The organism is Niastella yeongjuensis (assembly GCF_900110245.1).
Lineage (GTDB): Bacteria > Bacteroidota > Bacteroidia > Chitinophagales > Chitinophagaceae > Niastella > Niastella yeongjuensis.
Genome location: NZ_FOCZ01000004.1, coordinates 656,990 through 679,916, shown reverse-complemented (window position 1 = coordinate 679,916; position 22,927 = coordinate 656,990). Strand labels below are relative to the sequence as shown.

Here is a 22,927-nt window from a genome sequence, read left to right as displayed (position 1 = left end):
AAATTCAAACTTCGCATATCCTAACGGTTTTATTTAAAGTTATAAAAATTGATTCATATCAAGTATTTGAAGTTTCCACATTGGATAAATTTATTATAATTTAGTCAAGTATAATTACTGCTACCATATTTAATTGTTGTGGTTTAACATGTTAAGCTTCTTTTACCGATTTTTCTTGGTGGCAAATTAGAATCCGCATTATCATAGCCCTTGAAACCCTTGAATCCTAGATGAAATATCTTGAATGGAATAGTTTAATTGGCGAATACTTTTTTAATCCTTCCAATGCAGGCAAGGAGGTCTTGTTATATATAACTAAAAAGGAAATTTCAGAATTAGGAATTAAAAATTTTGGTTTTGCTTCTGAAGCTCAAAGTTGGGACGATTACTGTAAAGCAATTAAGTCTGGATTTCCGGAAATTTATTCAAAAACAACCTTTATAGACAAGTTCCTGGTTGTTTCAAATAAATGGAAGTATTATGAAAAGGTAGTTTTTGAGTCCAACAACAAATATGATCTAAAGATTGAAGGGGCTTCCATTTATAGCCCTAATTTAAAAGTTGTTTATCCCTTTTATCTTGGTTTCTTAGTTTCTTTAGTAGTTCCTTTGACTGACAATGTGAATAGTTTTCGTGCAAACGCTTTCTTTCCCCCTCTTGATAGTTTTTTGGTTTCGAACAAAATAGTTACGGCAAATAATAAAACAAAAAGCATAGCCGACATTGATTGGGTTTGGAACAATTTAGAAAACTGGAGTAAAGCACTTTATAAAACCGATTTGGGGTATTTTACTGAGAGGCATTTAGGCAATCCTAATTGGCTTTATGTTGGCAAACCATATTCACAATGTCTCCTTTCTCCGCGCAATATAAGGGATATCCCAAACATTTTTTGGGCAGCAGGTATTGCGCCATTTTCAATCATAACAGAGTCCCACTTTTTGCGAATCATAAATTTATATAGCGAAAGCAAAGCTGGGTTTGATAACCGGATTAAAAATATATTGAAGGATGAAGATAATCTTTTAAAGAAAGTAATAGTGGATATTGTAAAAAGGGAATATGAAAATTGGAAAGGATATGTGATAGAGTATGATGAACGTGAAAGCAACGGGAAACCTAAATCGGGTTGGGTATATGGAACATTGATTTCTGCTTTCACGCTGAATCGAGAGGATGAAATATTTACTCACTTTTATTATTTGCATTCTTTAAATGATTTTCCAGAAGAATTAAATCTTGGAGGACATGACATTAAAAATTTGGACAGCAGTTTCTCAAGCCCAATTAATATTCCTTTTAACCAAGAGCTGAACCTCACTGATGATCAGAATAAATGGCGGGCAAGCGCAACAAAAAATGAAATAACTCTTTATTCATCTGGTTCTTACTTTGGATTGCCTTCAAGTAATTTTGTAGAAACGGATAAAATAAGCCGTCAATCAACCATGTATCTCTTGTGTGCCGGGTCTAAAAAGCAAGTGGTTGAGGAATGGGGCAGTACTTTTGCAAAGGGAGATTTCAATCCTGTCAACTACGATAATATTCCTTTAGGTTTTACCCTTTATAAATTCAGAAATCCTGTTCAATCACATCCAACTGAAGAAATTCTTAAAATAACAACAAAAAAGAAAGTCGAGCTTCGTGGTGGCATTAAATTGGGAAATAGGGAGTATTTGAAAAATATGCTTCCTAGTATTTACATCGAAGGTGCGGATGGAACAGAGAAAATTTACTTTGAATTTAAAAATGAAAATAGGGTATACCTATTAAAAAATCTGGTTGTTCCTGAAGAATTTATTATACCGACAAGTGTTGTCTGTAATCAACAGTTTTTGATTAAAGATGAAAACGGAATATTAGATAACTGTGGACTAGGTTATCAAATCACTGATATAGATTTTAATCCATTGGATATTTTGGATGAAAATTTAACAAAGCGCGATCGTTTCGGTGAAATTTGTGAAGGTGATAAAATTGAATTTGTGATAGGTAGTAACACCCACTATAATAATTGGCAAAGGCAATTGGCATGCATTCCTGATTTTTATTCTAATACATATATTAGAGCTCCATTTAAAAATAATCTGAGCGAGTACAAGCTTGAGCGTGGTAACCTTGTGTTGCAAATTCTATCTAGTAAACGCAATCTTCATTACGAAGAGTTTTCCGAAATTTTAGATTGTATAGAGGATAATTCAAGGTTATGGGAACTTTCTCGATTCCAACAATCCCCAAAATATATAAAACAAACCTCCATAAGCCTTTATGATTATTTAGGCTTTTTAGATTATGATTATTCTCTAAATAAAATTTCAATAAATAGGCCGCAGTTTGCAATTATTCCGTCAAAATCTTCATTGAGGGGAATATTGATTGGTGCGCGATCTAAGTCATTTATTGATGATTTGCAAGATTGCTGTATTAAATACTCGGTTAACCTTGAAATTATTCCGCAGGAATCCCAATTGGACGTTTGCTATTTGCCTGATCTAATAAGGCTTATTCCTGCCGATTGCAATAATAGCACGGAAGCTTGGATGAAATTAAATACTATTGCTTCAATCATGAACATTGAATTTAGGACTATTGAAAAACCTTATCGTCAACCGCAAATAATGCAATTCGGTTTGCAGGATTTTAGTGAAACAGTTGATGGCTACAAACAACATTTGTTACAATATAAAAATGTAGAAAAAGCAAATTACGAATGGGCGCGAAAAGTTTTCGATATAAATGCCCTGAAATTTGTTAAGGACGATAATCCTATTGATAAGACCCTTTCACTGCAGGAATATTATGTTCAATATCAGTATTCATATATTTTATGGCTTGATAACAAATCATATGAAGTTGACAGGAACTGGGGGAAGTTTTTATTCCTTTCCGAAAAAAAGAAACACGTAATATTTTACAATGAAAGAACTAAAGAGCTTGCAGTCCCGAAATACATCCAACTACCCCGCTTATTTGCGGAGTCAATTATTCTTCTGAGTGGTCAAGCCCCTTATTTCAAAAATATTACTATTGACAAATGTGAGTTGATATATCAATTTCACCAAAATGTGCCTAAAATTTTCGCTGAGAACTTATTTAAGAAATTTAACCAGCAAATGGAATTTAATAACGACTTGTAAATATGAGAGATCCAATTACTTCTTTCGATGAAATTAAAGATAATTATATCCGTTATGTGGAGACAGCCTTCGATACGAAATTTGATTCTGTCGATTCAGAAAGGTTCGACCTCTTAAATAAGGATAAAGTATTGTATAGAGAGCCTTGGATAGAACCGTTACCCGACTATAAAACAAGCGGAATAAAGATATCTGGAATTTCGAAAGCAGACGTTTCAGATTCAATGACTGATAAGGAGTTAGAATGTTTTAAATCTTTGGTCAAATGCGGGTTGTTTTCTGATTCTTTTCCCATGTACGCGCACCAAGCTGAAATGTTAATGAAGGCGATGGGTAAAAAACATTGTATTATTACCTCCGGCACAGGTTCAGGAAAAACAGAATCATTCCTTTTGCCATTGTTCGCTCAACTTGCAAAAGAGCTTTCAAAATGGAAAAAATCAAGCGGTACTAATCAAGCGAAGTGGTGGAACGATGATAATTTAAAGGACAGGGATATTGTAGATTCGAATTTGGATTTCCAATTATCAATTCCGGCTAGGCAGAGGCCTGATGATGGACGGCCGCAGGCCGTAAGGGCACTTATTTTATATCCCATGAATGCATTGGTTGAAGACCAGCTTACTAGGCTGAGAAAGGCATTGGATTCAGACAAAGCGAGGGAATGGTTGAAAAATGAAGCGAATAACAATACGATATATTTTGGCCGGTATACTAGCAGCACGCCCTCCCCAGGAGAGCTTTATTCATTCAATGGGGATGGCGATAAAATAATTAACAAATTTAAGATTGATCAGCTAAAAAAGGATTTGATCGCACTTGAGACATCTGCAAATGACATACAGCAGCACATTGAAGAAAATAAACATTCGGTCAATGGGCTCGCCGATACACCTGAAAATTTAACGGCCTTTTATCCACGATTGGACGGAGCAGAAATGCGCACACGCTTTGATATGCAGGTGGCGCCCCCAGACATAATGATTACCAATTATTCTATGTTGAGTATCATGTTGATGAGAAGTGTTGATAGTGGAATTTTTGACAAAACAAAACAGTGGCTTCATTGTGAAGATGAGTTCTCACAACAGCTTTCGACGGGGGAAAAACAGGAAGAAAAGCGCAACAGGATTTTTCACTTGATCATAGATGAACTGCACCTGTATAGGGGTACCCAAGGGACTGAAGTAGCATATTTACTAAGGCTTATAATAAACAGATTGGGACTTCACCCCAATCATCCTCAATTGCGAATACTTGCATCATCTGCATCATTGGATGCTACTGACATAAAAAGTATTGATTTTATACAGGACTTTTTTGGGGTTACAGATGCGAAACAGTCTTTTGAAATTATTAAAGGCGAAAACAATCCGGTAGATGATTTGCCAGATAATCATATAAAAATTCCTTTAGATCCATTCAAGAGAATTAATGAAGCATTTTATCAAAATAATGAGAATATTAATTCCAGTGGGTTTATTCAACAGTGCATTGCATCAGCGGATAGCTTGATGTCATTTGGCCAAATGAGTCTGACTGAATCTGATGGTAGATCACTTATTTTGAAGGTACTTCTTGATAAAAAGATAAAGTTGCGGGAACGCTTATACAAAGCTTGCAAAATTGCAGACAAGGAGCGGGCAGTTTGCTCATTGAGGGCAGATGGTGATATCGAAAACAAAGACATATTTGCAGAAAAACTTTTTGGGATAGACAATTCCAAAGCAGATTTGCGTAAAGCACTAAGCGGGTTGCTTATTTTACGTTCACTTTACGATCTTAAAGAATATCAAAAAATTGAATCGGAGAACAGCTCTGCAAAGCTGCCAAGGTTCAGATTTCACTATTTTTTCAGGAATATTGAAGGGCTGTGGGGTTCATTAAATCCATCAGACATTGAAGAGAAATATAGAGATGACGAACGGACTGTTGGTAGATTATATTCGCAAGCACAAATAAAGTCTGAAAGAGGTTTCCGGGTGCTTGAACTCTTATATTGCGATAATTGCGGAACTACTTTCTTCGGAGGCAGCAGGTTGAAGGCATCAGATGAAACGGGCAATTTTTTTGAGTTATTACCATTAAGTCCGAATATTGAAGGTATCCCAGAAAAGACACCACATAAGCTCTTAGAACGCCGGACTTATCAGGAATATGCCGTTTTCTGGCCACAAGGAGGTCAAGAACTGGAGCCTCACGAAAGGCCAAATGGTTATTGGAGGCAAGCTACTGTGGACAGTTCAATTAACCAAAATGATTATCGCGCGACGTGGGAGCAGGCTTCAATTAACATTTATTCAGGTGATATTAAAGAAACTTATGAAAATGCTATTCAAAAACCAGCTAACTGGCGCAAGGGATACTATTTCAAAATTGTGCATAGGAATGCTGCGATGCTCGATATCGCACTTAACACATCTGGAAATGATACTCATAAAGCAACACCATGTGTTTGCCCCGGTTGCGGAATTAACCACAGTAAACACAAACAAGGAGCAATAAAAATAAAAATCTCTTCCATTAGGGGATTTAGAACAGGTTTTGCGAAGTCAAGCCAAATCTTTGCTAAAGAACTGATGTATCAGTTGCCAGGCAATCAGGATGAGAGAAAACTCGTCGTTTTCTCAGACAGCAGGGAGGACTCCGCGCAGGTCGCAAATGGAATTGAGAGGAACCATTTCCAGGATTTATTGAGGGAGCTTCTCATCAGGGAGCTAAATAATAGCCTACTGATTAAATTGCATATCCTTAATGCATTCAAATCAAATGACAGGGTTAAAATCGATAAATTCCGCGAGGAATATGAGGACCTTGTTAACGATGTTGACGATGTTTGGAATGATGCTAATTCAACGCGGACGACACCGAAAGCAATAAATGATAAAAAATTTGCATTGGGCAAAATCCGGGAAATTGAAACGAGGATTATTAAAGTCAGGGACTTGGTTGATTATACGAATAATTTAAATCTTGCTCCACTTGTAAAGCGGCTTGTAAAATTGGGGATAAATCCAGGTGGTAATGATATTAGGTTGCAAACAGCCATGCAAGGTAGTAATAGAATTCCTTGGTATAAGGTCATTCAATTTGATCCTCCAGAGCAATGGGTAAAAGGGGTAAAAGATGAATTTATTGACGAAATCAAAGGGGGAACAATGAGGAAAATGGCAAACATGTTTTTCGCTTCACTTTTTTATTCTTTTGAGAGCTCTGCTCTTGGCTATTTAACAATCAATCCTGAAACTCCTGAAATTTCAGGATATGCAGGCAAAGCTGGACTTGCCCCTAAAGATTTTATTGATGTTGTAAATTCCACGATAAGAATATTAGGTGACAAGTACAAACATAATCAAGTTGATCCGGACAACTTTCCTTTTGATATTTTGGGTTACGATGATTTTCCGACCTTATGCAGGGGATATATTAAAAAGGTTAGTGAAAGATTTTCAATATCTGAAAGTGCATTAGGGCAGAATATCTTTGATTTACTTTCCGGAAATAATATTTTATCAGGTTATTCGGGTTTGCAGTTTGAAAGTCTGTTTATAAAAGCATCTGTTGGTTCCGATGAGGCCTGGTTAAGTAGCAAAGGTGGGAGGGCCCACCTGCATTCCTCAGGTGGAGTATGCACGCAAACAAAATCACTTCTAAATCCATCCAATAAAACTACCTGCGGAGAAATTTGGGAAAAAAATTATCTATCATATTCCGCAATGATTCAAGACCGTGATCCCCTCAGGATTCATTGTGAAGAATTAACAGGGCAAACAGACAATCAATTCCAACGACAACGGCATTTTAGAAATGTTATCTTAAAAACTGAAGGAGTCCCCTTGGTTAGACAAATTGACCTGTTGAGCGTAACAACTACATTGGAAGTTGGGGTTGATATAGGTGCATTGCAGGCAGTTATGTTAGCAAATATGCCTCCACAGCGCTTCAATTATCAGCAAAGGGTCGGGCGGGCTGGGCGAAGAGGGCAAGCTTATTCAATTATTCTAACTTTTTGCCGTGGCAGAAGCCATGATGAATTTTATTTTTCCAACCCACAAAAAATAACCGGCGACAAACCCCCGACACCGTTCCTTACAATGAAGCAGGATCGGATATGTTCACGGCTAATCGCAAAAGAAATTTTAAGGAATGCATACCTGCAGATTGAAGTAAATGAAAATTTTGATGAGGACAAATCAAGTATCCACGGTGTTTTTGGGAAGGTCCATAATTGGAACGTTTACAAGAAAAAAATCATTGAATGGATTAAAGTCAACCAGGATGCCATCAAAGAAATAATAAACACAATAACACCTTCTCAACTTACCAGCGAAAAGGAAAAATTCTTTAACTATTTTACTGATTCCTCTACTGAAAAGGGCTTTATATATAAACTTGACAAAATAATTAATAATGCTGAGATCCCAACAGATGATATATCCCAAAAATTTGCTGAGGGTGGAATATTACCAATGTTTGGTATGCCAACCGATGTCAAAAACTTCTATCATGGCATTTCCGATAATAATGAGACCCGGAAAATTGACAGATCTCAGGCTATTGCTATTTATGAATTTGCTCCTGGTGCTCAAAAGACTAAAGATAAAGCCATCTATCAATCCATAGGTTTCACTTCTGAGTTAATTAAAGGGCGTGATCAAAATGGGAAGGAGACATTGATAAATAAAGAGAATGGCCTGACTGGAACATCCCCATTTTACTTAAACAGGTGGATGGAAAGGTGTAAAAAATGCGGTTATAATAAATCGTTTGATGAACAAGACAAACCCAAAAACTTACAATGTCCTGATTGCGGAAATTTTGAGATTAATACATTCAGTAAGTTCCGAATAAAGTCACCAAAGGCATACAGGGGTGATCTTTTGTTAGGTTCCGATAATCGGGATGAGGCAGATTTTGTAACGAATAGGCCACCTATCTATGCAGACCGTTCCACGGAGGGTGACTCAAAGAGGGAAGAATATCAGGTAGCAAACTCCAGAATTATTATCTCAGACAAGGATGTAACTTGGCGTATAAATACCAACGGAGACAAACTGTATTCCGGCAGCTATTATGATGTAAATAATTTCAATCCTGAAATAATGAAATCCTTTAGGTTTAAAAACCAGTGGATTCAAGATTCATTTGTGCCGTCGGCTACATTAAATGGCAAAATGTTCATTTCCGAAGATAATTATAGGGTTGAATTTTATAATAGAGTCCCGGAACAACCCATTGCCCTTGCTATAAACAAGAAGACTGAAGTTCTGAAATTTCATCCAGTTTCAGTTGCACCGGAATTGAATTTAGACATGTTTAATTTAAAAGATAACCCTAATTATTTTGAAAGGCAAAGTTTAGGGGTAAGAGCGGGATTTTATTCAAGTGCGTTTTTATTACAAAGGGTATTAGCTGATACTCTTGATATAGATCCAACTGAAATAGAAATAGCTGACATCACTAAATATGAAATTGATGATATTATTAAAAAAAATGTGGCGGAAATTATTTTAATTGATGAACTACCGAATGGATCTGGCTTCGTGAGAAAGCTTTATGAAGGATTTGATCAAATGCTTAAAGAAGCACTAGATCCAACGTCAGTCGGAACATATATTCAACGAATACATTCACAGGAGCACCAACTGAAATGTAAAGATGCGTGTTATGATTGTCTCAAAGTGTATAGGAACATGAACTGGCACAGCCTGTTAGATTGGCGCTTAGGACTAGGTATATTACGAATATTTCAAAATAAAGATTATAAGTCCGGTGCGGATAATGATTTCAATTATGTTGAGATCAAGGATTGGAAGAATTTCGCAACTACTTTGAGAGATCAATTTGTAGAAAGTTTTTTTGTTAAAGCTGGAACTCCCAAAGAGGATTATTTAATTGACTTCAGAGGAATTCCTGCAATTAAACACGGATCTATTCAAAATGGAAGAAGAAAAATAATTTTAATAATACATCCATTTTGGAAGTTGAATAGTCCTGAAGAGGACGCATGGTATACAAATGCGATAAGCGAAGCTCGCCAGTATATAATGGATAGGGGAGGGAATGTTGAAGATGATTTTGAATGTTTAGATACTTTTAATTTACAACGAAGGATTGGTTGGTGCTTTGAAAAAATAATGAACAAATGATTCGAAAGCTGAAAGCACTAAAAATACTGCCATTAAAACATATATCACCAAGTCAATACTATTCGGCATTAAATTGTCCTTATAAGCTTGTGTTAGCAAATACTTTTAAATATGAGTCGTTGTTGCCAATTAATGCGAATGCTCATTTTGGTTCCATTGCCCATAAAATGATTGAATTGATTTCAAGGGGTATTGTAGTTAATGAGGAGTCTTTTTCTGAATGCTGGAATGATTTAATTAACAAAAAGGAAAATGAACTTAGGCAAAAGGGACTAGGGAGTATTACTCCATTAAAATATTTTGTATCTGATTTTGCATTGAAGAAGAATCAACTTAGGCATTTTCTCGAACGAAGAAAGAATAAAATTGCTAAGCATGAGCAAAAGACAACAAACACTTATTTTCCTGAAGTAAAACTGACTAATTTGGACCACAGCATATATGGTATTGCGGATCTGATTATTAAGAATGGCTCTTCTGTGGTTATATTGGATTTCAAGACTGGGAAAGTACATATTGAATCGATTGATGAAAATGGTGGTTCAGAAAAATTAATAAAAAAGGAATATGAGCTTCAATTAAAGTTATATGCATACCTGTATTTTTTAATGCACAACGTATTTCCTACGTCTTTGTTTTTAATAACGTTAGACAATAATTTTATTGAAGTTCCATTTACACAAGAAGATTGCGAAAATGTTTACAAAGAGGCAGTCTCATTTTTATCAAGCACTAATTCTATTATTGAAAAGCAGGAATTTGAATTAATTGCAAAGCCCTCAAAAGAAAATTGCCAATATTGTTCTTACCGTCCTGCCTGTAATTATTATTCTAACTGGTTGACTAAAAATTTTGAACATGTAAATGATTTGGGTGGGCTATTGAAAAAGGTGAATTGTTTTAATAATAATTCTTTAGGCCTGCAAATGCAAATCGGAAATCATGAAGTATTAATAAATGGTCTAACAGGCAGTCTAAAGCAGGGGTTTGAAAATTTGATCGATAAGAAGATTACACTCTATAATTTAAGGAAAAGCAAGAACGCAATTAACGCAACAGCCAATATTTTCACAATAACCTATGCATAAGCAAAGTACACCCAAAGTGCCAATTTTGTCATTTTACTCTGGCGGGGGATTTTTAGATATGGGATTTGAGAAAGCAGGATTTGAGATCGTGTGGACAAACGAAAATAATAAACTTTTCGCAAGGCTTCATGCGGAAGGAATTACTTCATGGCGTAAATCACAGGGTAACGGTATAAAGGCAGAAATATTTAATACAAAATCAATAACTGAAATAAGTTCTGGCGAAATTATAAATCAAGCCTTTTCTGGAAAAAAGCCTGAGCAATTTGGAGTCATTGGAGGCCCCCCTTGCCAGGATTTTAGTGTTTATGGAAACCGTGGTGGCTTCGAAGGAGAACGAGGAAAGCTCACGATTATGTATTTTAATAAAATTCTTGAGCTAAAGCCAACATTTTTTGTAATGGAAAATGTCGCAGGCCTGATAAGACAAAAGTCAAATAAGGACTATTTAATTGAGCTGTTAAAAAAGATTGGACGTCATTATTACATTGATTATAATACTTTAAATGCCTTGAACTTTGGTGTTCCTCAGTTCCGGGAACGTGTTTTCTTTGCAGGAATAAGAAAGGATGTTGTTGCAAAAAAGTTAATCAATGAGGCACCAGGAGAGCACTGGTTTAATTGGCCTGAAAGCAAATTGTATAAAGATGCATTTAGCAAATATACTTGGCCAGAAACTTCTGATTTTGGCAGTAAATTACAAAGGCCCAAGGATATACCAGTTGAACTATGTGTAATAAACTGCCTGGTTCCAGATAACCAGATTAAGAAAATTGCAAACGCCAATGAATATTTTAATTTGCATAGTGCGAAAGAAAAGTTAATGAACATTCCAGAAGGTCAAACAAATAGACCTTCGTTCAAACGCTTACATCGTTTTAGATTTAGTCCGACCGCTTGCTATGGCAATAACGAGGTTCACTTACATCCATATAAACACCGGCGAATTTCAGTACGTGAAGCCCTTAGAATACAAGGTGTGCCAGATACGTATGTATTGCCTTCTGATGTACCTTTGTCAAAGAAATTTAAAATGATTGGGAACGGTGTGCCTGTCCCAATGGCCGAAGCTATGGCTTCAGCTATGATGAGCTTTCTCATTGAAAAGCACATTTTAAATCGACAACTCAATGGACATTTGGTCAAAAGTAAAGCGAAGTGAAGTAATGGGCAAAATTAGGGCTAAAGATACTAAGCCAGAAATGTTATTACGGTCAGCCCTTTTCAAAGCCGGATATAGATTTAGGATTCACAAGGCAGGATTACCTGGCAAGCCAGACATAGTAATGTCTAAGTACAAGACCATAATATTCGTTCATGGCTGTTTTTGGCATTTTCATGAAGATTGTGCGGAAGGTAGAATTCCTAACAGTAATTCAGAATACTGGCGTAAAAAGCTAACCAAGAATATTGAACGAGATTCAAAAAATATTAAATTACTTCAAGACGATGGTTGGCAAGTTCTGGTAGTATGGGAATGCGAACTAAAAAGTGAGTCATCCATATTGAAAATAGTTGATAAGTTAAGGATGCATTTGAAAATATAGAATTAGTGTACCGTTCAAGTTCGATTCTCAATTATACAATAAGGCGAACTAAAGTACTTGGGTGTAGATGTTGGATAAAATATTAAATAATAGGGTAATAAGCAAAATGAATATAAAATCTGACTCAAATGATAATCCAGAGCACGCAGTCATAGTCCGGTTTAAATATGGAATAGATGGCCTGGATGCTTTATTTGAACTTGAAGACATGTTAGAGAAAGTAGTCACAGAAAATGAAGTTGGGGAATATGACGGTCATGAAATTGCAATGGACTATGGCGACGGAACATTATATATGTATGGCCCCAATGCAGAGAGTCTGTTCAAAACTGTTCAGCCTGTTTTAAAAGAATGTGATTTCATGAATGGCGCAAAAGCAAAACTGCGTTTTGGACCGCCTGAAGATGGTGTGACGGAAATTGAAATTGAGGTATAGAATTAGGACGTCACCTTAAAGAACATTATATATCTTTATCTAAGAAGACAGTTCTTTCAAAGTAATAATATTCCCAGCGTCATCCATTGAGTCACCCATTTTGCAGCACTCAACTAACTGACTAACAATAAGGAGTAGGGTAGGTTCGAATCCCTCGCTCTCTCCGCACTGCTCAAAATCAAAAGATACTTTAAGCCTGCAAATTTATGATTGCAGGTTTTTTTTGTTTTGTGGTCTTGACAAATTGTAACAAAACAAGTTAAATAAGTAGTGAGTGATATAATGAGTGGTAAAAAGGGTAAAAAAACACTCTCTGATTTTTTTTAAACTTCTGATACCCAAAAGGTACGCTGGCCCACGCGGGTGATGAAGAATTGCACCAACCCGAAAGCTGGTGCAATATTGAAATTTTAACATTCGAGGCTTGGAATTCAACATAGAAGACAGCCTCTTGGTTATCACTACTTGTTCAAATCAATATAGGTGACATTATCCACTAAATAATCATTGTTTTCCATAGGGGCAACACCGGTTATTACATTATTCTTAATAAAAACATCATAGTCTTCCGGTATTTTATCCTGATTGCAGGAAGGACATGTTGTTGATTCTGCAATGCCATACGCTTTAACGTTGGTTAACTCAGGGTTTCCTATATTATTGCCCTCCCAGGGAATGGTATCACCAACCCTGTATTCAAATTGCCTGGTACTACCATACTTATACTGAATTCGAACTGGAGAACTCACTCCGCAATTCGGACATACCATTTCTGTTATTAAAACATTATAGAAACCCATAATCTTTAAATTTTAAATAGATCTTTATTTAGAATACTGGAAGTTGGGCCAACCTATTGCATTCATAAATTTAAAAAATTTTGTGTCATTTGTTATAACTGCTGCACCATTGTTCATGGCGCCTGCAACAATCATTGCATCATTATGTTCTAAGGACCTTGTCATGCTTGAAGCATTTCCCAGTACCACATCAAAATTCACGATACCATTATCAGTATAGATATTATCAGTAATAGTCAGTATTTAACCGTACACTTTTGATTACCGAGGCAACATTTGATGTTACATTCAATCCTTCAACAAGACATTTAGGTATGGAATCGGACACTGACTGTATCGAAAAAGGACGCCCTGGCCTGTGCGTAGCACCGTTAGTAACAGATTTTCAACATTTTATAAAAATGGCGCTCAATTGGCTCTGGATTCGGTATATATCCTCCAGCGTTATGATAGAAAAACAGCTGCTTTTTGCCTTGCGTCGTCTGGGCCGGCATAAGTTGACGACAAGCATCAACCTCCTTGGCCTCACATTCGGCATCCTGTCCTGCGTGGTGATCTTCCTGTATGTGGCCTTCGAATTCAGCTATGACAAATTCCATACTAACGCCGCCCGGATCTATCGGGTGGTGGTTCCAACGACCCACGACTACGGTATCCAAAGTAATGGTGCGATGATGTCCGGGCCCCTTGGCCCCGCTCTGCGCCAGGAGGCGACAGGCTTCAGCGCTGTTACCACCCTCTTTACCGACGACACCCGTGTGCTGATCCCATCGGTGGGGCAGCCCCCCCAGGTCATACCTGCCATCAGCGGCGACGAAACCTATCATATCACCTTTGCCGATACGGACTACCTAAAAATCTTTCATTACCAATGGTTGGCGGGCAATCCCGCGACGGCCCTGCAGAAACCGTTCTCGGTGGTGCTGACCGAATCGGAGGCGAGGCGCTATTTCCAGGCAGGAGCGCCGGCAGACTGGATGGGGCGTTCCGTCGTGTACGAAGATTCGCTAACGGTTTCCGTCACGGGAATCGTCAAGGATTGGGACCAGAATACAGACTTTGACTTCAAGGACCTCATCTCCTATAGTTCCCTCGAACAGAGCTTCCTCAAAACCTATATCCATGACTGGGGCAATCTGAGGAGTGGTATCAATGTCTATGTCAAGCTGGCTCCGGGTACGACAATGGCCCACGTAGAACAGCAATTCAACGCCTTCTGCAAACGTCATATAGGTCCGAAGGCCACCTTATCGCTGCAGCCGCTTGCAGATATCCATTTTAATGCGGCTTATCAGGACATGTACGGTCGCCGGGCGCACAAGCCTACGCTGTTTGCACTGGCCGGCATTGCCCTCTTCATCCTGGTCATTGCCGCTATCAACTTCATCAACCTGTCCACGGCGCAGTCGTTACTGCGCGCAAAAGAGATAGGCATACGGAAAGTAATGGGTAGCAGCACCAGCGGTCTTGTCCGGCAATTCCTCATAGAAACCGGCATCATCGTCGTTGCCGCCATGGCACTCGCACTCCTGCTCGTTGATCCTGTTATTGCAGCCCTGCATGGCTTTATCCCCCAAGGCGTACGGCTGCATATGACCAACCCCGGTACCTGGCTCTTTATAGGGGTTACGATCTTTACTACTTGTCTGATCGCCGGCTGGTATCCCGGGCGGGCGCTCTCTTCTTTCCTGCCGGTCATCAGCCTTAAGGGACAGGGTGTCCGGCAGCTCAACTCCAAAAGCTATCTTCGCAAGGGCCTTATTGTTTTCCAGTTTGCGGTGAGCTTACTCTTTATCATCGGCACCATGATGGTAAGCCGGCAGATCCATTACATGATCAATACGGACCTCGGCTTTAGTAAAGACGCGATCGTCACGATCGACATTCCGAGGGGCCAGCCAAACAATCGAAAAGACGTCCTCGCCACCGAGATCCACCATCTCGCGGGTGTGAGGCAGGTGAGCCTCAACACGGCCGACCCGCAAGCGCTCTACCATATGATACGCTGGACTTCTCTTGAATACAAAGGAGCCTCGGACGAGAAGATCATGCCTGGAGGTGACTACATAGACACCGGCTATATCTCCCTATACGGGTTGACGCTCGTCGCCGGGAGAAATTTCTACCTCTCGGACACGGCGCGAAGGAGCATTCCAGCCGCAGGGGCCGCCGCGGCACAGCCCTCGTACCGGGCCTTTATCCTGAATGAGACGGCGGCAAGGGCTCTGGGTTTCACCCGGCCGGCCGATGCAATCGGTAAGCAGGTGATCAACGGCCAGGCATCAGGGCCTGTTGTCGGTGTAGTGAAGGATTTCCATTCGGACGATATGCATCAGACGATCCGACCCTTTATCTTTTCGACGCAGGCAGGCACCGGGAGCCAACTGAGCATAAAACTCTCCAGCGCCAGCCTCTCCGCGGCCGAGGTGAAGACGCTGATGACAAACATGGAGTCGGTCTATAAAAAAATATACCCGGGAACAGTGTTCCAGTCCCGGTTTTTCGACGAATCCCTGGAACAGCTTTACAAGCAGGAACGGCAGACATCGCAGATCCTCAACATCGCTATGGGCATCGCCATCTTCATCTCCTGTATGGGCCTTTTCGGGCTTGCGGCATTCACTGCCAACCAACGGACACGTGAAATCGGCATCCGCAAAGTGCTCGGAGCGGGCGTTCCGCAACTGGTGTCGATGCTTTCGAGGGAATTCGTCCTCCTGGTGGGGATTTCGACCGTTATTGCGGCGCCGGTGGCGGGCTGGGGCGTGTATCAGTGGCTGCAGAGCTTCGCCTACCGCACGTCGATGCCGTGGTGGCTCTTTGTGCTGGCCGGTGTCGTAGCGATGGTAATAGCACTGCTCACCGTTAGTTTGCAGACCATTCGCGCAGCAACGGCCAATCCGGTGAAAAGTTTGAGGGTGGAGTAAAGTAAAGTAATTCTGACCTTAAGTTTGTAAGGTTAACCCTTGACTTTTCATTCCTATTTGTTGGGTCAAGTGGGGACTAATACATTTTCATTACTCACATGAAAGTCTTTTTCACGTTTGTTCAAGTTAATTTGCATACGCAGAAGGCAGCAGGTTCCAGATGATCGACACTGCACCGCGGCGTTTGCCGGTGTCCGGTAAGGCTTCTCCTTGTCCGATCCATTTAATGTCCCAGTCGATCAGTTCCATGTCCGGAATAAACTCCTTTTTTGAATCGAGTTTATCAATCAGCAGATTGGCGACAGATTTGGCCCTCCTTTCACCCAACTTAACAACTGCTGAAAAAAACAGAAAGGCCAGTACCTCTTGATGAGGGAATTATTAGGGCTGATGGAAGCTTTCGTTATATAGCTTCTGATACAAAAGAAGAGAAAGTTATTCCTAATTTTATACAACGTTATTATCGCAAAGGTAGCAGCCAGGATTTAATCATTCCGCTTGTAGCTAAATTGATCAATGAAGACAAAAAAGTGATTGTATTTCGGGAAACCCAATTATCAATATGATGCGGGGAACCGGCTGGGAGGATTCAACGCTAGGTACTTTACGTGCTAAAAAAGCGGTAGCATCTATATTATGGGTATCAAATACTCCATTGAATCAGATTGAAACAATAATGACTCAATTTGGCGGTGGTCTCGATGGTGCAGCAGGGGCTATCAGAGGCATCAGGCACCGAACCCTTAATTATCGAACTTATTGCAGAAAGACCCATGACACTCGCGTTAAATAAAAAAATATCCCGAGAATATGTTGGTACCTGGGTAGAAATGAGAGAGGGGGACTAATAACATAATTGCAGTGCTTCTAAATGCCTAACCATATAATGATTAATCTGACAATTTACTAAACTTAAACCACTACCTGGCGCCATTAGGGAATCATTAAAAAGAAGCTGTATCATACTTTGATGCAGCTTCTTTCGTTTACTCGTTTCTTTTGCACTCCCATTCTGAAATAGTCAGGCGATTGGGTATTTTGGAATAAATCAATCTTAGAATATTTAACTGGATAGAAGTATGATCATTTTTTATCAGATTGTTACAAAACCATTGGTTGCAAAACAGCTGCCCGATGAGAGTTGTCCTGTATGTGGAAAGAAGGGAGGCGTTGAGATCACGCTTTACATGAGGTACATCAGGGCGTTTTTACCAATATTTGGAATGGGACGGATCACAGGTGTTCATTGCGGACTGTGTTCGAGTAAAATAAAAGATCCTGGTGCACCTGCTTTTAGAAAAAGAACCTATTCAGACAACATTGCAGATGCCATTAAAGTGCTAAGGGCCACACACCGGCGCACAACCTGGCAATTGATCTATCCCTGGTCCCTTTGCATCGTACTGCTCCTCATGGCCGGTGTTGCGGCTGTTTATGGTCAGATCATCAAACGAGGACAGGCGCATACGAAAGAATTGCTTGCCAATCCAGAGCCTGGTGACATCTACAGGGCCAGATGGAAATCAATAGAGAACCAGACGTTTCAACTCAATCCTGTACTGGTAAAACTAGATCATATAACCGGCGATACCATGTTTGTGTTACTGGGAAAAAAGACCGTCGGGAATCCATATAGCAAAAAGGACTGGGAGGCCCTTACGACAAATCCTGATGATTTTTATCCGCAGGAATATAAAGTACAGCTGTCTGCATTCAAAAAGAAGACGGAATTCTTGCTATTCGGTGGGACTCCCGTGGCTTATACAGGAGGTCCTTTGAGTGATGGCACGTTAAATATCGACTTCGATGTCGTGCTAAGAAAAAAATAGACCGTGGGGAGGTGTTCCCTTCGCTATGAACGTGAAGGGAACAATAAGGTAAAGCAGGCAAGCTACAGATCCCTGAGCAGCTTAATTTGCTTATTATATATGAGCAATTTCTTTTCGTTTTCCAGCTTTTTCAACAGACGTGAAATAACCACCCGGTTGGTACCCAGTTCATCAGCAATTTGCTGGTGCGTAAGGTTTATGACTGTAGAACCGGTGATGTCTGATTTCTCCTTTAGATAATTGATCAGTCGTTCATCCATTTTTTTGAAGGCCACTTCATCAATTGATTTTATCATTTCTGTAAAGCGGCTCAACATGGTGGTCATTACATATTTCTTCCACGAAGGGTATTTTACCATCCATTGTTCCATCAGCGTTACGGGTATACAAACCAGCACACTGTCTTCTTCTGCCGTACCTTTTATAACGCTTGTTTGCTCCAGCATACAGCAATTAAAGGTCATGGCACAGCTTTCGCCTTCCCTTACATAATACAATAATAATTCCTGCCCTTCGTCATTAATGCGGCTTACTTTAATGGCGCCGGTGGCAAGCAGGGGAATGGCCTTGATGGCCTGCCCAATGTTGAGCAGGGTATCGCCACTCTTTACTTCCATGATCATTGACTTTTCTTCCAGTTCTGTTAGCAATGCTGGTTCAAAAAAATCCGAGAATTTATTGCTATAATTATCTGTATGGCCTATCATATATTAGAAATAGTTGCTATTAAGTTTGGTTGTTGCTGATGACCTCACAGGAGTACATATTTCTTTTTACAGGTTTCGCATTCGTAGTTTGTTGGTTTGATCTTTCCAAAGGAGATCAGTTTGGTTAATCGTGCTGAAAAGGTTGTTTTTATTGCAAGCAGGCTTCCTTCGCAGGAAATACAGCGAATACCTATAATAGTACGGTGCACTACGATCTTGTCCAGGTCAAGCAGTCCCATAAAGCAAAAATGGGACTGCTTTAAAGCCGGGCAAAATAAATGGGATCAATCGCGTTTTCCCGGGACGAATGAATCCGGGGTGGCACTTCTGAGCTAATTGTCTTTTATGCCAAGCGCTTTAAACAGGTCATCCTTATATGATTTGCCAATAGGAATACTGATGCCTTGCAATAAGATCTCTGTGGGGAGTATATTTTCAATTTTATTAATATTTACCGAATAGCTGCGGTGTACCCTGATAAAGTTTTTTTGATCTAGCTGTTCAACAAGGTCATTAATGGTGCTTCGTGCCATTACTTTTTTCTGCGACTGTAAATGAACCGTTACGTAGTTGGCACTGCTTTCAAGGTATAATATCTCATGCAGAAAGATCTTTCTGAAAATATGCCCGTCCTTTAAAAAGATATGGTCTTTGCCCTGCCAGCTGTTTGTTGCTTCCGGTTGACTGGTTTGTTTACCTGAAAAATTATTGAAGGCTATTTCAATGGCCACAAACAGGTCTTCTTTACTGAATGGTTTAACAATATAGGCATGCGGTTTTACTTTTTTGGCGCGGTCAATGGTTTCTGCATCGCTGTTAGCTGTTAAAAAAATAAATGGCATGGGGTATTGTTCGTTCACTTTCTGTGCAACATCGATACCGTCTTTTTTACCTGAGAGTTGTATGTCGAGTAACAACAGGTCGGGTTTGTTGTGCTCGAGCATCTCAATGGTCTCGGTGTAATTGATAGCAGGGCCGCAATGCGAATAGCCTAATTCATCTAATGTGCCAAGTATAAGCCTGGCAATTACCAGTTCATCTTCTACAACGCCTATTTTTAAAGCTGACATCTTTAATCTTCGTTTTTTCGCAGGTCGCGGTTTGTAAAATTTATCGTGTATTGAGCTGTTTTATTTTCATATTGCACATTGCCGCCTATTTGCCGGCTCAGATCGTTTATTAATTGAATGCCCAGGGTAGTGGCTTTATGCAGATTGAAACTGACAGGAAGACCAGGGCCATTATCTGAATAGACCAGCTGGTATTTGCCTGCTGCCACTACATTGATCTTTAAATGGATCTTTCCGTATGCTGCTTCATTGAATGCATACTTGAAAGAATTTGATAACAATTCATTCATGATCAGCCCAAGCGGTACCACTGAATCAATATCTAAATACAACTTAGGTACTTCTATATCGATCGACACTTCTTGTTGCTTTTTATAAAGCGCTTCCACCTGCTTATATAGGTCTTTCACGAACCGGCTCAACTCTATTGCGCTCAGGTTTTCGAACTGGTACAGGTTCTGGTGTATCAATGCAATACTTCTTACCCGGTTGCGGCCTTCCATAAGGGCTATTTTGGCGGCTTCATCATGGAGGTTCCTGCTTTGAAGTTCCAATAAGCCCGATATGACCTGCAAATTGTTTTTAACCCGGTGGTGAATTTCTTTCATCAGCACATCTTTCTCTGAAAGCAGGGTTTCCTGTTCTGATAATGCTTTTTTCAAAAGGGCTGTTCTTTCATTGACGGTATGTTCCAGGGCGATCTTGTCTAAAGCCAGTTTTCGGGTGCGCCATGTTATTACCCGGTAGATGGTGGCAATAAATAACAGAACAAGTATTGTAATGAACCACCACTTTAAATAGAAAGGCCTTAATACAAACAATGGAATGGTTAGCTCGCTTTTGCTCCAGGCGCCTTCACTATTCTGCGCTTTTATATGTAGTGTGAATTCGCCATAAGGCAGGCCACTAATGCGGATAGAGTTATCGTTGATGTAGTTCCAGCTTTTGTCGACCCCTTCAATCTGATAAGCATAGTGGTGTATATCAGTCTTTGAAAAATCGAGTAATTTAAATTCAAGGGTAAAGAACCTGTCGTTCGGCGCCAGGGTTATAGTAGAAGTGTTTAGTAACTCTGTAGTTTTATTGATCAGTTCGTTTTTGGCGCCTATGTACTGGTTGAAAGCAATAATGCGTAGTGGTACATTGAAACTGCTGCTGTCTTTTATAAAGTCTTTTGGGTTTAGTTCATTGATACCATCTATGCCACCGAAGAACAATCTGTCATCGGCTGCCTTAAAGGAAGAGGCCCTGTTGAATTCATTGTGCGAAATACCATCGGTGCTGGTATAGGTTGCCGCGGTAAAAGTTCTTTTATTAAAACGGATAAGTCCATTGTCGCTGCTGATCCAAAGGTTGTCGTACACGTCGGGTTCTATTCTGTATAATACATCGGAGGGTAAACCGGCGGTAATATTGAATTGCTGAAAGGTATTTGTTTTTCGATTCCATAAATACAGCCCTTCTCCATTGGTGGCCAGCCAGAACTTTCCTTCTGCATCTGCAAATGCATCGAGCAAACTTAGTCCGTTTATAAATGTCGACTGGGTTTTAGCAATGAATAATTTCCCGTTCCTGCTGGTAATAGTAAACAATCCATTCTCCGCCACCGCCCATAGGCTATCGGTATGGTCTTTAAAAAACCGGTAGATGAATTTTGCCTCGTCATGATTGGGTGGGGTATAGGAGAGGGAATCAAATTTTTTGCTGCGGGAATTGTATATGGAGATGCCGTTGCTGCGCCCTAACAGCAACAGGCTGTCGTTGAAGGAATACATTGACCAGATCTCTGTTCCCAGTCCGCCGGGTATGGGTTGTAAGCTGTTATTCTTTTCGTTGTAACTATACAGGTTATAGCCGCCTGAATATAATTTGGCATCATGCTTTACAATAGCATACTTGATCTCATTTTCATTAAGCACGTATTGCATGTTCCCTTGCTGTTGCAGAAACGTATGCTGCCAGATGTTGGCAGCTACCCGGCCGGTATTATCAGCATAAATACCGCGGGCCTGGCTGTTGCGCTGAATGCTTTGTTGCCTGCTGGTAAAGTATTGTTTAAAGCGGTTCCTTTCTATTTTTAATTGTAATGCCCCATGCGAGGTGCACAGCCACAGGTTACCCTGCCTGTCAGGGAAAAGCCTGTAAAGAAATAGGCCTTCAAAAGCTTTTAGTTCCGACCTGTCAATAATTTTCAGAAAAGCGTTTTGGTCCCACAGGTATAATGCATCGATACCAATGTAAAAGGCGCAGGCTTTACCATTCTCTGCACTGGCCGACTGGTACCAGTATCTGTTCTGCAGGTTATCCAGGTTATTCTTTTCCCAGTTTTCATGGGTTGTTATCTGGCCATCAGGTGTAAGTTTACCTACTAAAAAGTGGTCGCTGTTCGATGCAAAATTATAAGTAAGTAAAAGCTCATCCTGCTCATTGAAACCGATGGGGAGGGATCGTAGTACATCCTTTTGTGTAAAGGAAATTACTTTGTCGTTCGATATTAAGTATTGTGGTAGCTGGTTGTTTAATTTCAGCAGCGCTTTCCCTTTCGCAAACATACACAGCGTGCCGGTGCTGCGGAACTGGGAAACTGCCAGTGAGTCATGGGGTGTCCAGTCCTTTATTTCATAGCGAAGCGTAAATCCTTTTTTGCTGGAATACTTCCAAAGCCTGAAGGGCCAGGCAGTCAGAAAATTAACTTCATTGGTGCCGTCGTTTGAGATCCAGTAAACATCCCGTTCTTTAAAGGGCAGGTTGGGAAAAGCGGCGGTAAGCGTTCTTACTTCCTGTGTAACGGTATTCAATACGTCTACGGTACCATTGGTGGTAAGCTGAAAGCCATTGCTGCCATATTCGATGAACAGGTTGCCGGCATCGTCTTTTGCCAGCTGCACCGCTTTGTTGCTTTGCAGGTTGTTTCGCTGGCGGGTAAACAGTAACGTGTTCTCTCCATCATAGCGGTTCAACCCATTGCGGGTGCCAAACCACATAAAACCGGCATTGTCCTGTAGACCGCAAAAAACTTCGTGCGAGGCCAGTCCGTCTTCAATGGAGAGAAACCGTTTGCTAATGATGTAACTGGGGTTATTGGGTATTTTTTGAGCTGCTACAGTAAAACTGTGTATGAGCAATAGGGTAAGGATGCAGGAAAAAGGAAAGAAACGGATCATTAATAGGGGCCGAGGTTGTTTAAAAGCGAAAATATACAAAAAAAGGCCATCCCCGGGAAGGGAGGCCTTTTTG

General features: G+C 40.0%; 14 protein-coding genes. 8 read left to right on the top strand and 6 right to left on the bottom strand.

Annotation, left to right across the window (positions count from 1 at the left end; all coding sequences use genetic code 11):
- Window positions 1–230: 230 nt before the first annotated feature.
- The 6 genes from BMX95_RS14015 to BMX95_RS13990 all read left to right on the top strand — a co-directional run bounded on the left by BMX95_RS14015 (window position 231) and on the right by BMX95_RS13990 (window position 12,357).
- The gene (locus tag BMX95_RS14015) at window positions 231–3,137 is read left to right on the top strand and encodes a hypothetical protein (RefSeq protein WP_081202971.1); all 2,907 of its coding nucleotides are present in this window, start codon (window positions 231–233) and stop codon (window positions 3,135–3,137) included.
- 2 nt (window positions 3,138–3,139) lie between these two features.
- Window positions 3,140–9,286 carry a DEAD/DEAH box helicase gene (locus BMX95_RS14010; RefSeq protein WP_081202970.1) on the top strand — a complete coding sequence of 2,049 codons (6,147 nt, stop codon included), beginning with the start codon at window positions 3,140–3,142 and terminating at the stop codon, window positions 9,284–9,286.
- Window positions 9,283–10,374 carry a PD-(D/E)XK nuclease family protein gene (locus BMX95_RS14005; RefSeq protein ID WP_081202969.1) on the top strand — a complete coding sequence of 364 codons (1,092 nt, stop codon included), beginning with the start codon at window positions 9,283–9,285 and terminating at the stop codon, window positions 10,372–10,374. Before BMX95_RS14010 ends, BMX95_RS14005 begins: the two co-directional genes overlap by 4 nt.
- Window positions 10,367–11,536: a DNA cytosine methyltransferase gene (locus tag BMX95_RS14000; protein WP_081202968.1), complete on the top strand. Its 1,170-nt coding sequence runs from the start codon at window positions 10,367–10,369 to the stop codon at window positions 11,534–11,536. Before BMX95_RS14005 ends, BMX95_RS14000 begins: the two co-directional genes overlap by 8 nt.
- On the top strand, window positions 11,505–11,921 hold the full coding sequence (locus BMX95_RS13995; RefSeq protein ID WP_081202967.1) for a very short patch repair endonuclease: 417 nt from the start codon (window positions 11,505–11,507) through the stop codon (window positions 11,919–11,921). The genes BMX95_RS14000 and BMX95_RS13995 overlap by 32 nt, the downstream gene beginning before the upstream one ends.
- Before the next feature lie 67 nt (window positions 11,922–11,988).
- Window positions 11,989–12,357, top strand: a complete 369-nt coding sequence (locus BMX95_RS13990) for a hypothetical protein (protein WP_081202966.1) — start codon at window positions 11,989–11,991, stop codon at window positions 12,355–12,357.
- Between the two features lie 461 nt (window positions 12,358–12,818).
- Here the strand turns inward: BMX95_RS13990 and BMX95_RS13985 are convergent, their stop codons facing one another.
- Window positions 12,819–13,157, bottom strand: a complete 339-nt coding sequence (locus tag BMX95_RS13985; protein ID WP_081202965.1) for a hypothetical protein — start codon at window positions 13,155–13,157, stop codon at window positions 12,819–12,821.
- Between the two features lie 446 nt (window positions 13,158–13,603).
- On the opposite strand from BMX95_RS13985, the gene BMX95_RS13980 reads away from it, so the two are divergent.
- Entirely contained in the window at window positions 13,604–16,084 is a 2,481-nt protein-coding gene (locus BMX95_RS13980; protein ID WP_165759038.1) for an ABC transporter permease, read from the top strand.
- A 126-nt stretch (window positions 16,085–16,210) separates the two neighbouring features.
- Here the strand turns inward: BMX95_RS13980 and BMX95_RS13975 are convergent, their stop codons facing one another.
- Window positions 16,211–16,411 carry a hypothetical protein gene (locus BMX95_RS13975; RefSeq protein WP_081202963.1) on the bottom strand — a complete coding sequence of 67 codons (201 nt, stop codon included), beginning with the start codon at window positions 16,409–16,411 and terminating at the stop codon, window positions 16,211–16,213.
- Window positions 16,412–17,163: 752 nt separating this feature from the next.
- Here BMX95_RS13975 and BMX95_RS13970 point away from each other — a divergent pair.
- The gene (locus BMX95_RS13970; protein ID WP_081202962.1) at window positions 17,164–17,913 is read left to right on the top strand and encodes a hypothetical protein; all 750 of its coding nucleotides are present in this window, start codon (window positions 17,164–17,166) and stop codon (window positions 17,911–17,913) included.
- 62 nt (window positions 17,914–17,975) lie between these two features.
- Here the strand turns inward: BMX95_RS13970 and BMX95_RS13965 are convergent, their stop codons facing one another.
- The 4 genes from BMX95_RS13965 to BMX95_RS13950 all read right to left on the bottom strand — a co-directional run bounded on the left by BMX95_RS13965 (window position 17,976) and on the right by BMX95_RS13950 (window position 22,854).
- Window positions 17,976–18,620 carry a Crp/Fnr family transcriptional regulator gene (locus BMX95_RS13965; protein ID WP_081202961.1) on the bottom strand — a complete coding sequence of 215 codons (645 nt, stop codon included), beginning with the start codon at window positions 18,618–18,620 and terminating at the stop codon, window positions 17,976–17,978.
- A 44-nt stretch (window positions 18,621–18,664) separates the two neighbouring features.
- On the bottom strand, window positions 18,665–18,859 hold the full coding sequence (locus BMX95_RS13960; protein WP_081202960.1) for a hypothetical protein: 195 nt from the start codon (window positions 18,857–18,859) through the stop codon (window positions 18,665–18,667).
- Window positions 18,860–18,952: 93 nt separating this feature from the next.
- Entirely contained in the window at window positions 18,953–19,690 is a 738-nt protein-coding gene (locus BMX95_RS13955) for a LytR/AlgR family response regulator transcription factor (protein WP_081202959.1), read from the bottom strand.
- 2 nt (window positions 19,691–19,692) lie between these two features.
- The gene (locus BMX95_RS13950; RefSeq protein WP_081202958.1) at window positions 19,693–22,854 is read right to left on the bottom strand and encodes a histidine kinase dimerization/phosphoacceptor domain -containing protein; all 3,162 of its coding nucleotides are present in this window, start codon (window positions 22,852–22,854) and stop codon (window positions 19,693–19,695) included.
- Window positions 22,855–22,927: the final 73 nt, after the last annotated feature.

Coding starts and splice junctions, on each gene's coding strand:
- BMX95_RS14015 (WP_081202971.1), top strand. CDS start 231: ATGAAATATCTTGAATGGAATAGTTTAATTGGCGAATACTTTTTTAAT.
- BMX95_RS14010 (WP_081202970.1), top strand. CDS start 3,140: ATGAGAGATCCAATTACTTCTTTCGATGAAATTAAAGATAATTATATC.
- BMX95_RS14005 (WP_081202969.1), top strand. CDS start 9,283: ATGATTCGAAAGCTGAAAGCACTAAAAATACTGCCATTAAAACATATA.
- BMX95_RS14000 (WP_081202968.1), top strand. CDS start 10,367: ATGCATAAGCAAAGTACACCCAAAGTGCCAATTTTGTCATTTTACTCT.
- BMX95_RS13995 (WP_081202967.1), top strand. CDS start 11,505: ATGGACATTTGGTCAAAAGTAAAGCGAAGTGAAGTAATGGGCAAAATT.
- BMX95_RS13990 (WP_081202966.1), top strand. CDS start 11,989: ATGTTGGATAAAATATTAAATAATAGGGTAATAAGCAAAATGAATATA.
- BMX95_RS13985 (WP_081202965.1), bottom strand. CDS start 13,157: ATGGGTTTCTATAATGTTTTAATAACAGAAATGGTATGTCCGAATTGC.
- BMX95_RS13980 (WP_165759038.1), top strand. CDS start 13,604: ATGATAGAAAAACAGCTGCTTTTTGCCTTGCGTCGTCTGGGCCGGCAT.
- BMX95_RS13970 (WP_081202962.1), top strand. CDS start 17,164: ATGATCATTTTTTATCAGATTGTTACAAAACCATTGGTTGCAAAACAG.
- BMX95_RS13965 (WP_081202961.1), bottom strand. CDS start 18,620: ATGATAGGCCATACAGATAATTATAGCAATAAATTCTCGGATTTTTTT.
- BMX95_RS13960 (WP_081202960.1), bottom strand. CDS start 18,859: ATGGGACTGCTTGACCTGGACAAGATCGTAGTGCACCGTACTATTATA.
- BMX95_RS13955 (WP_081202959.1), bottom strand. CDS start 19,690: ATGTCAGCTTTAAAAATAGGCGTTGTAGAAGATGAACTGGTAATTGCC.
- BMX95_RS13950 (WP_081202958.1), bottom strand. CDS start 22,854: ATGATCCGTTTCTTTCCTTTTTCCTGCATCCTTACCCTATTGCTCATA.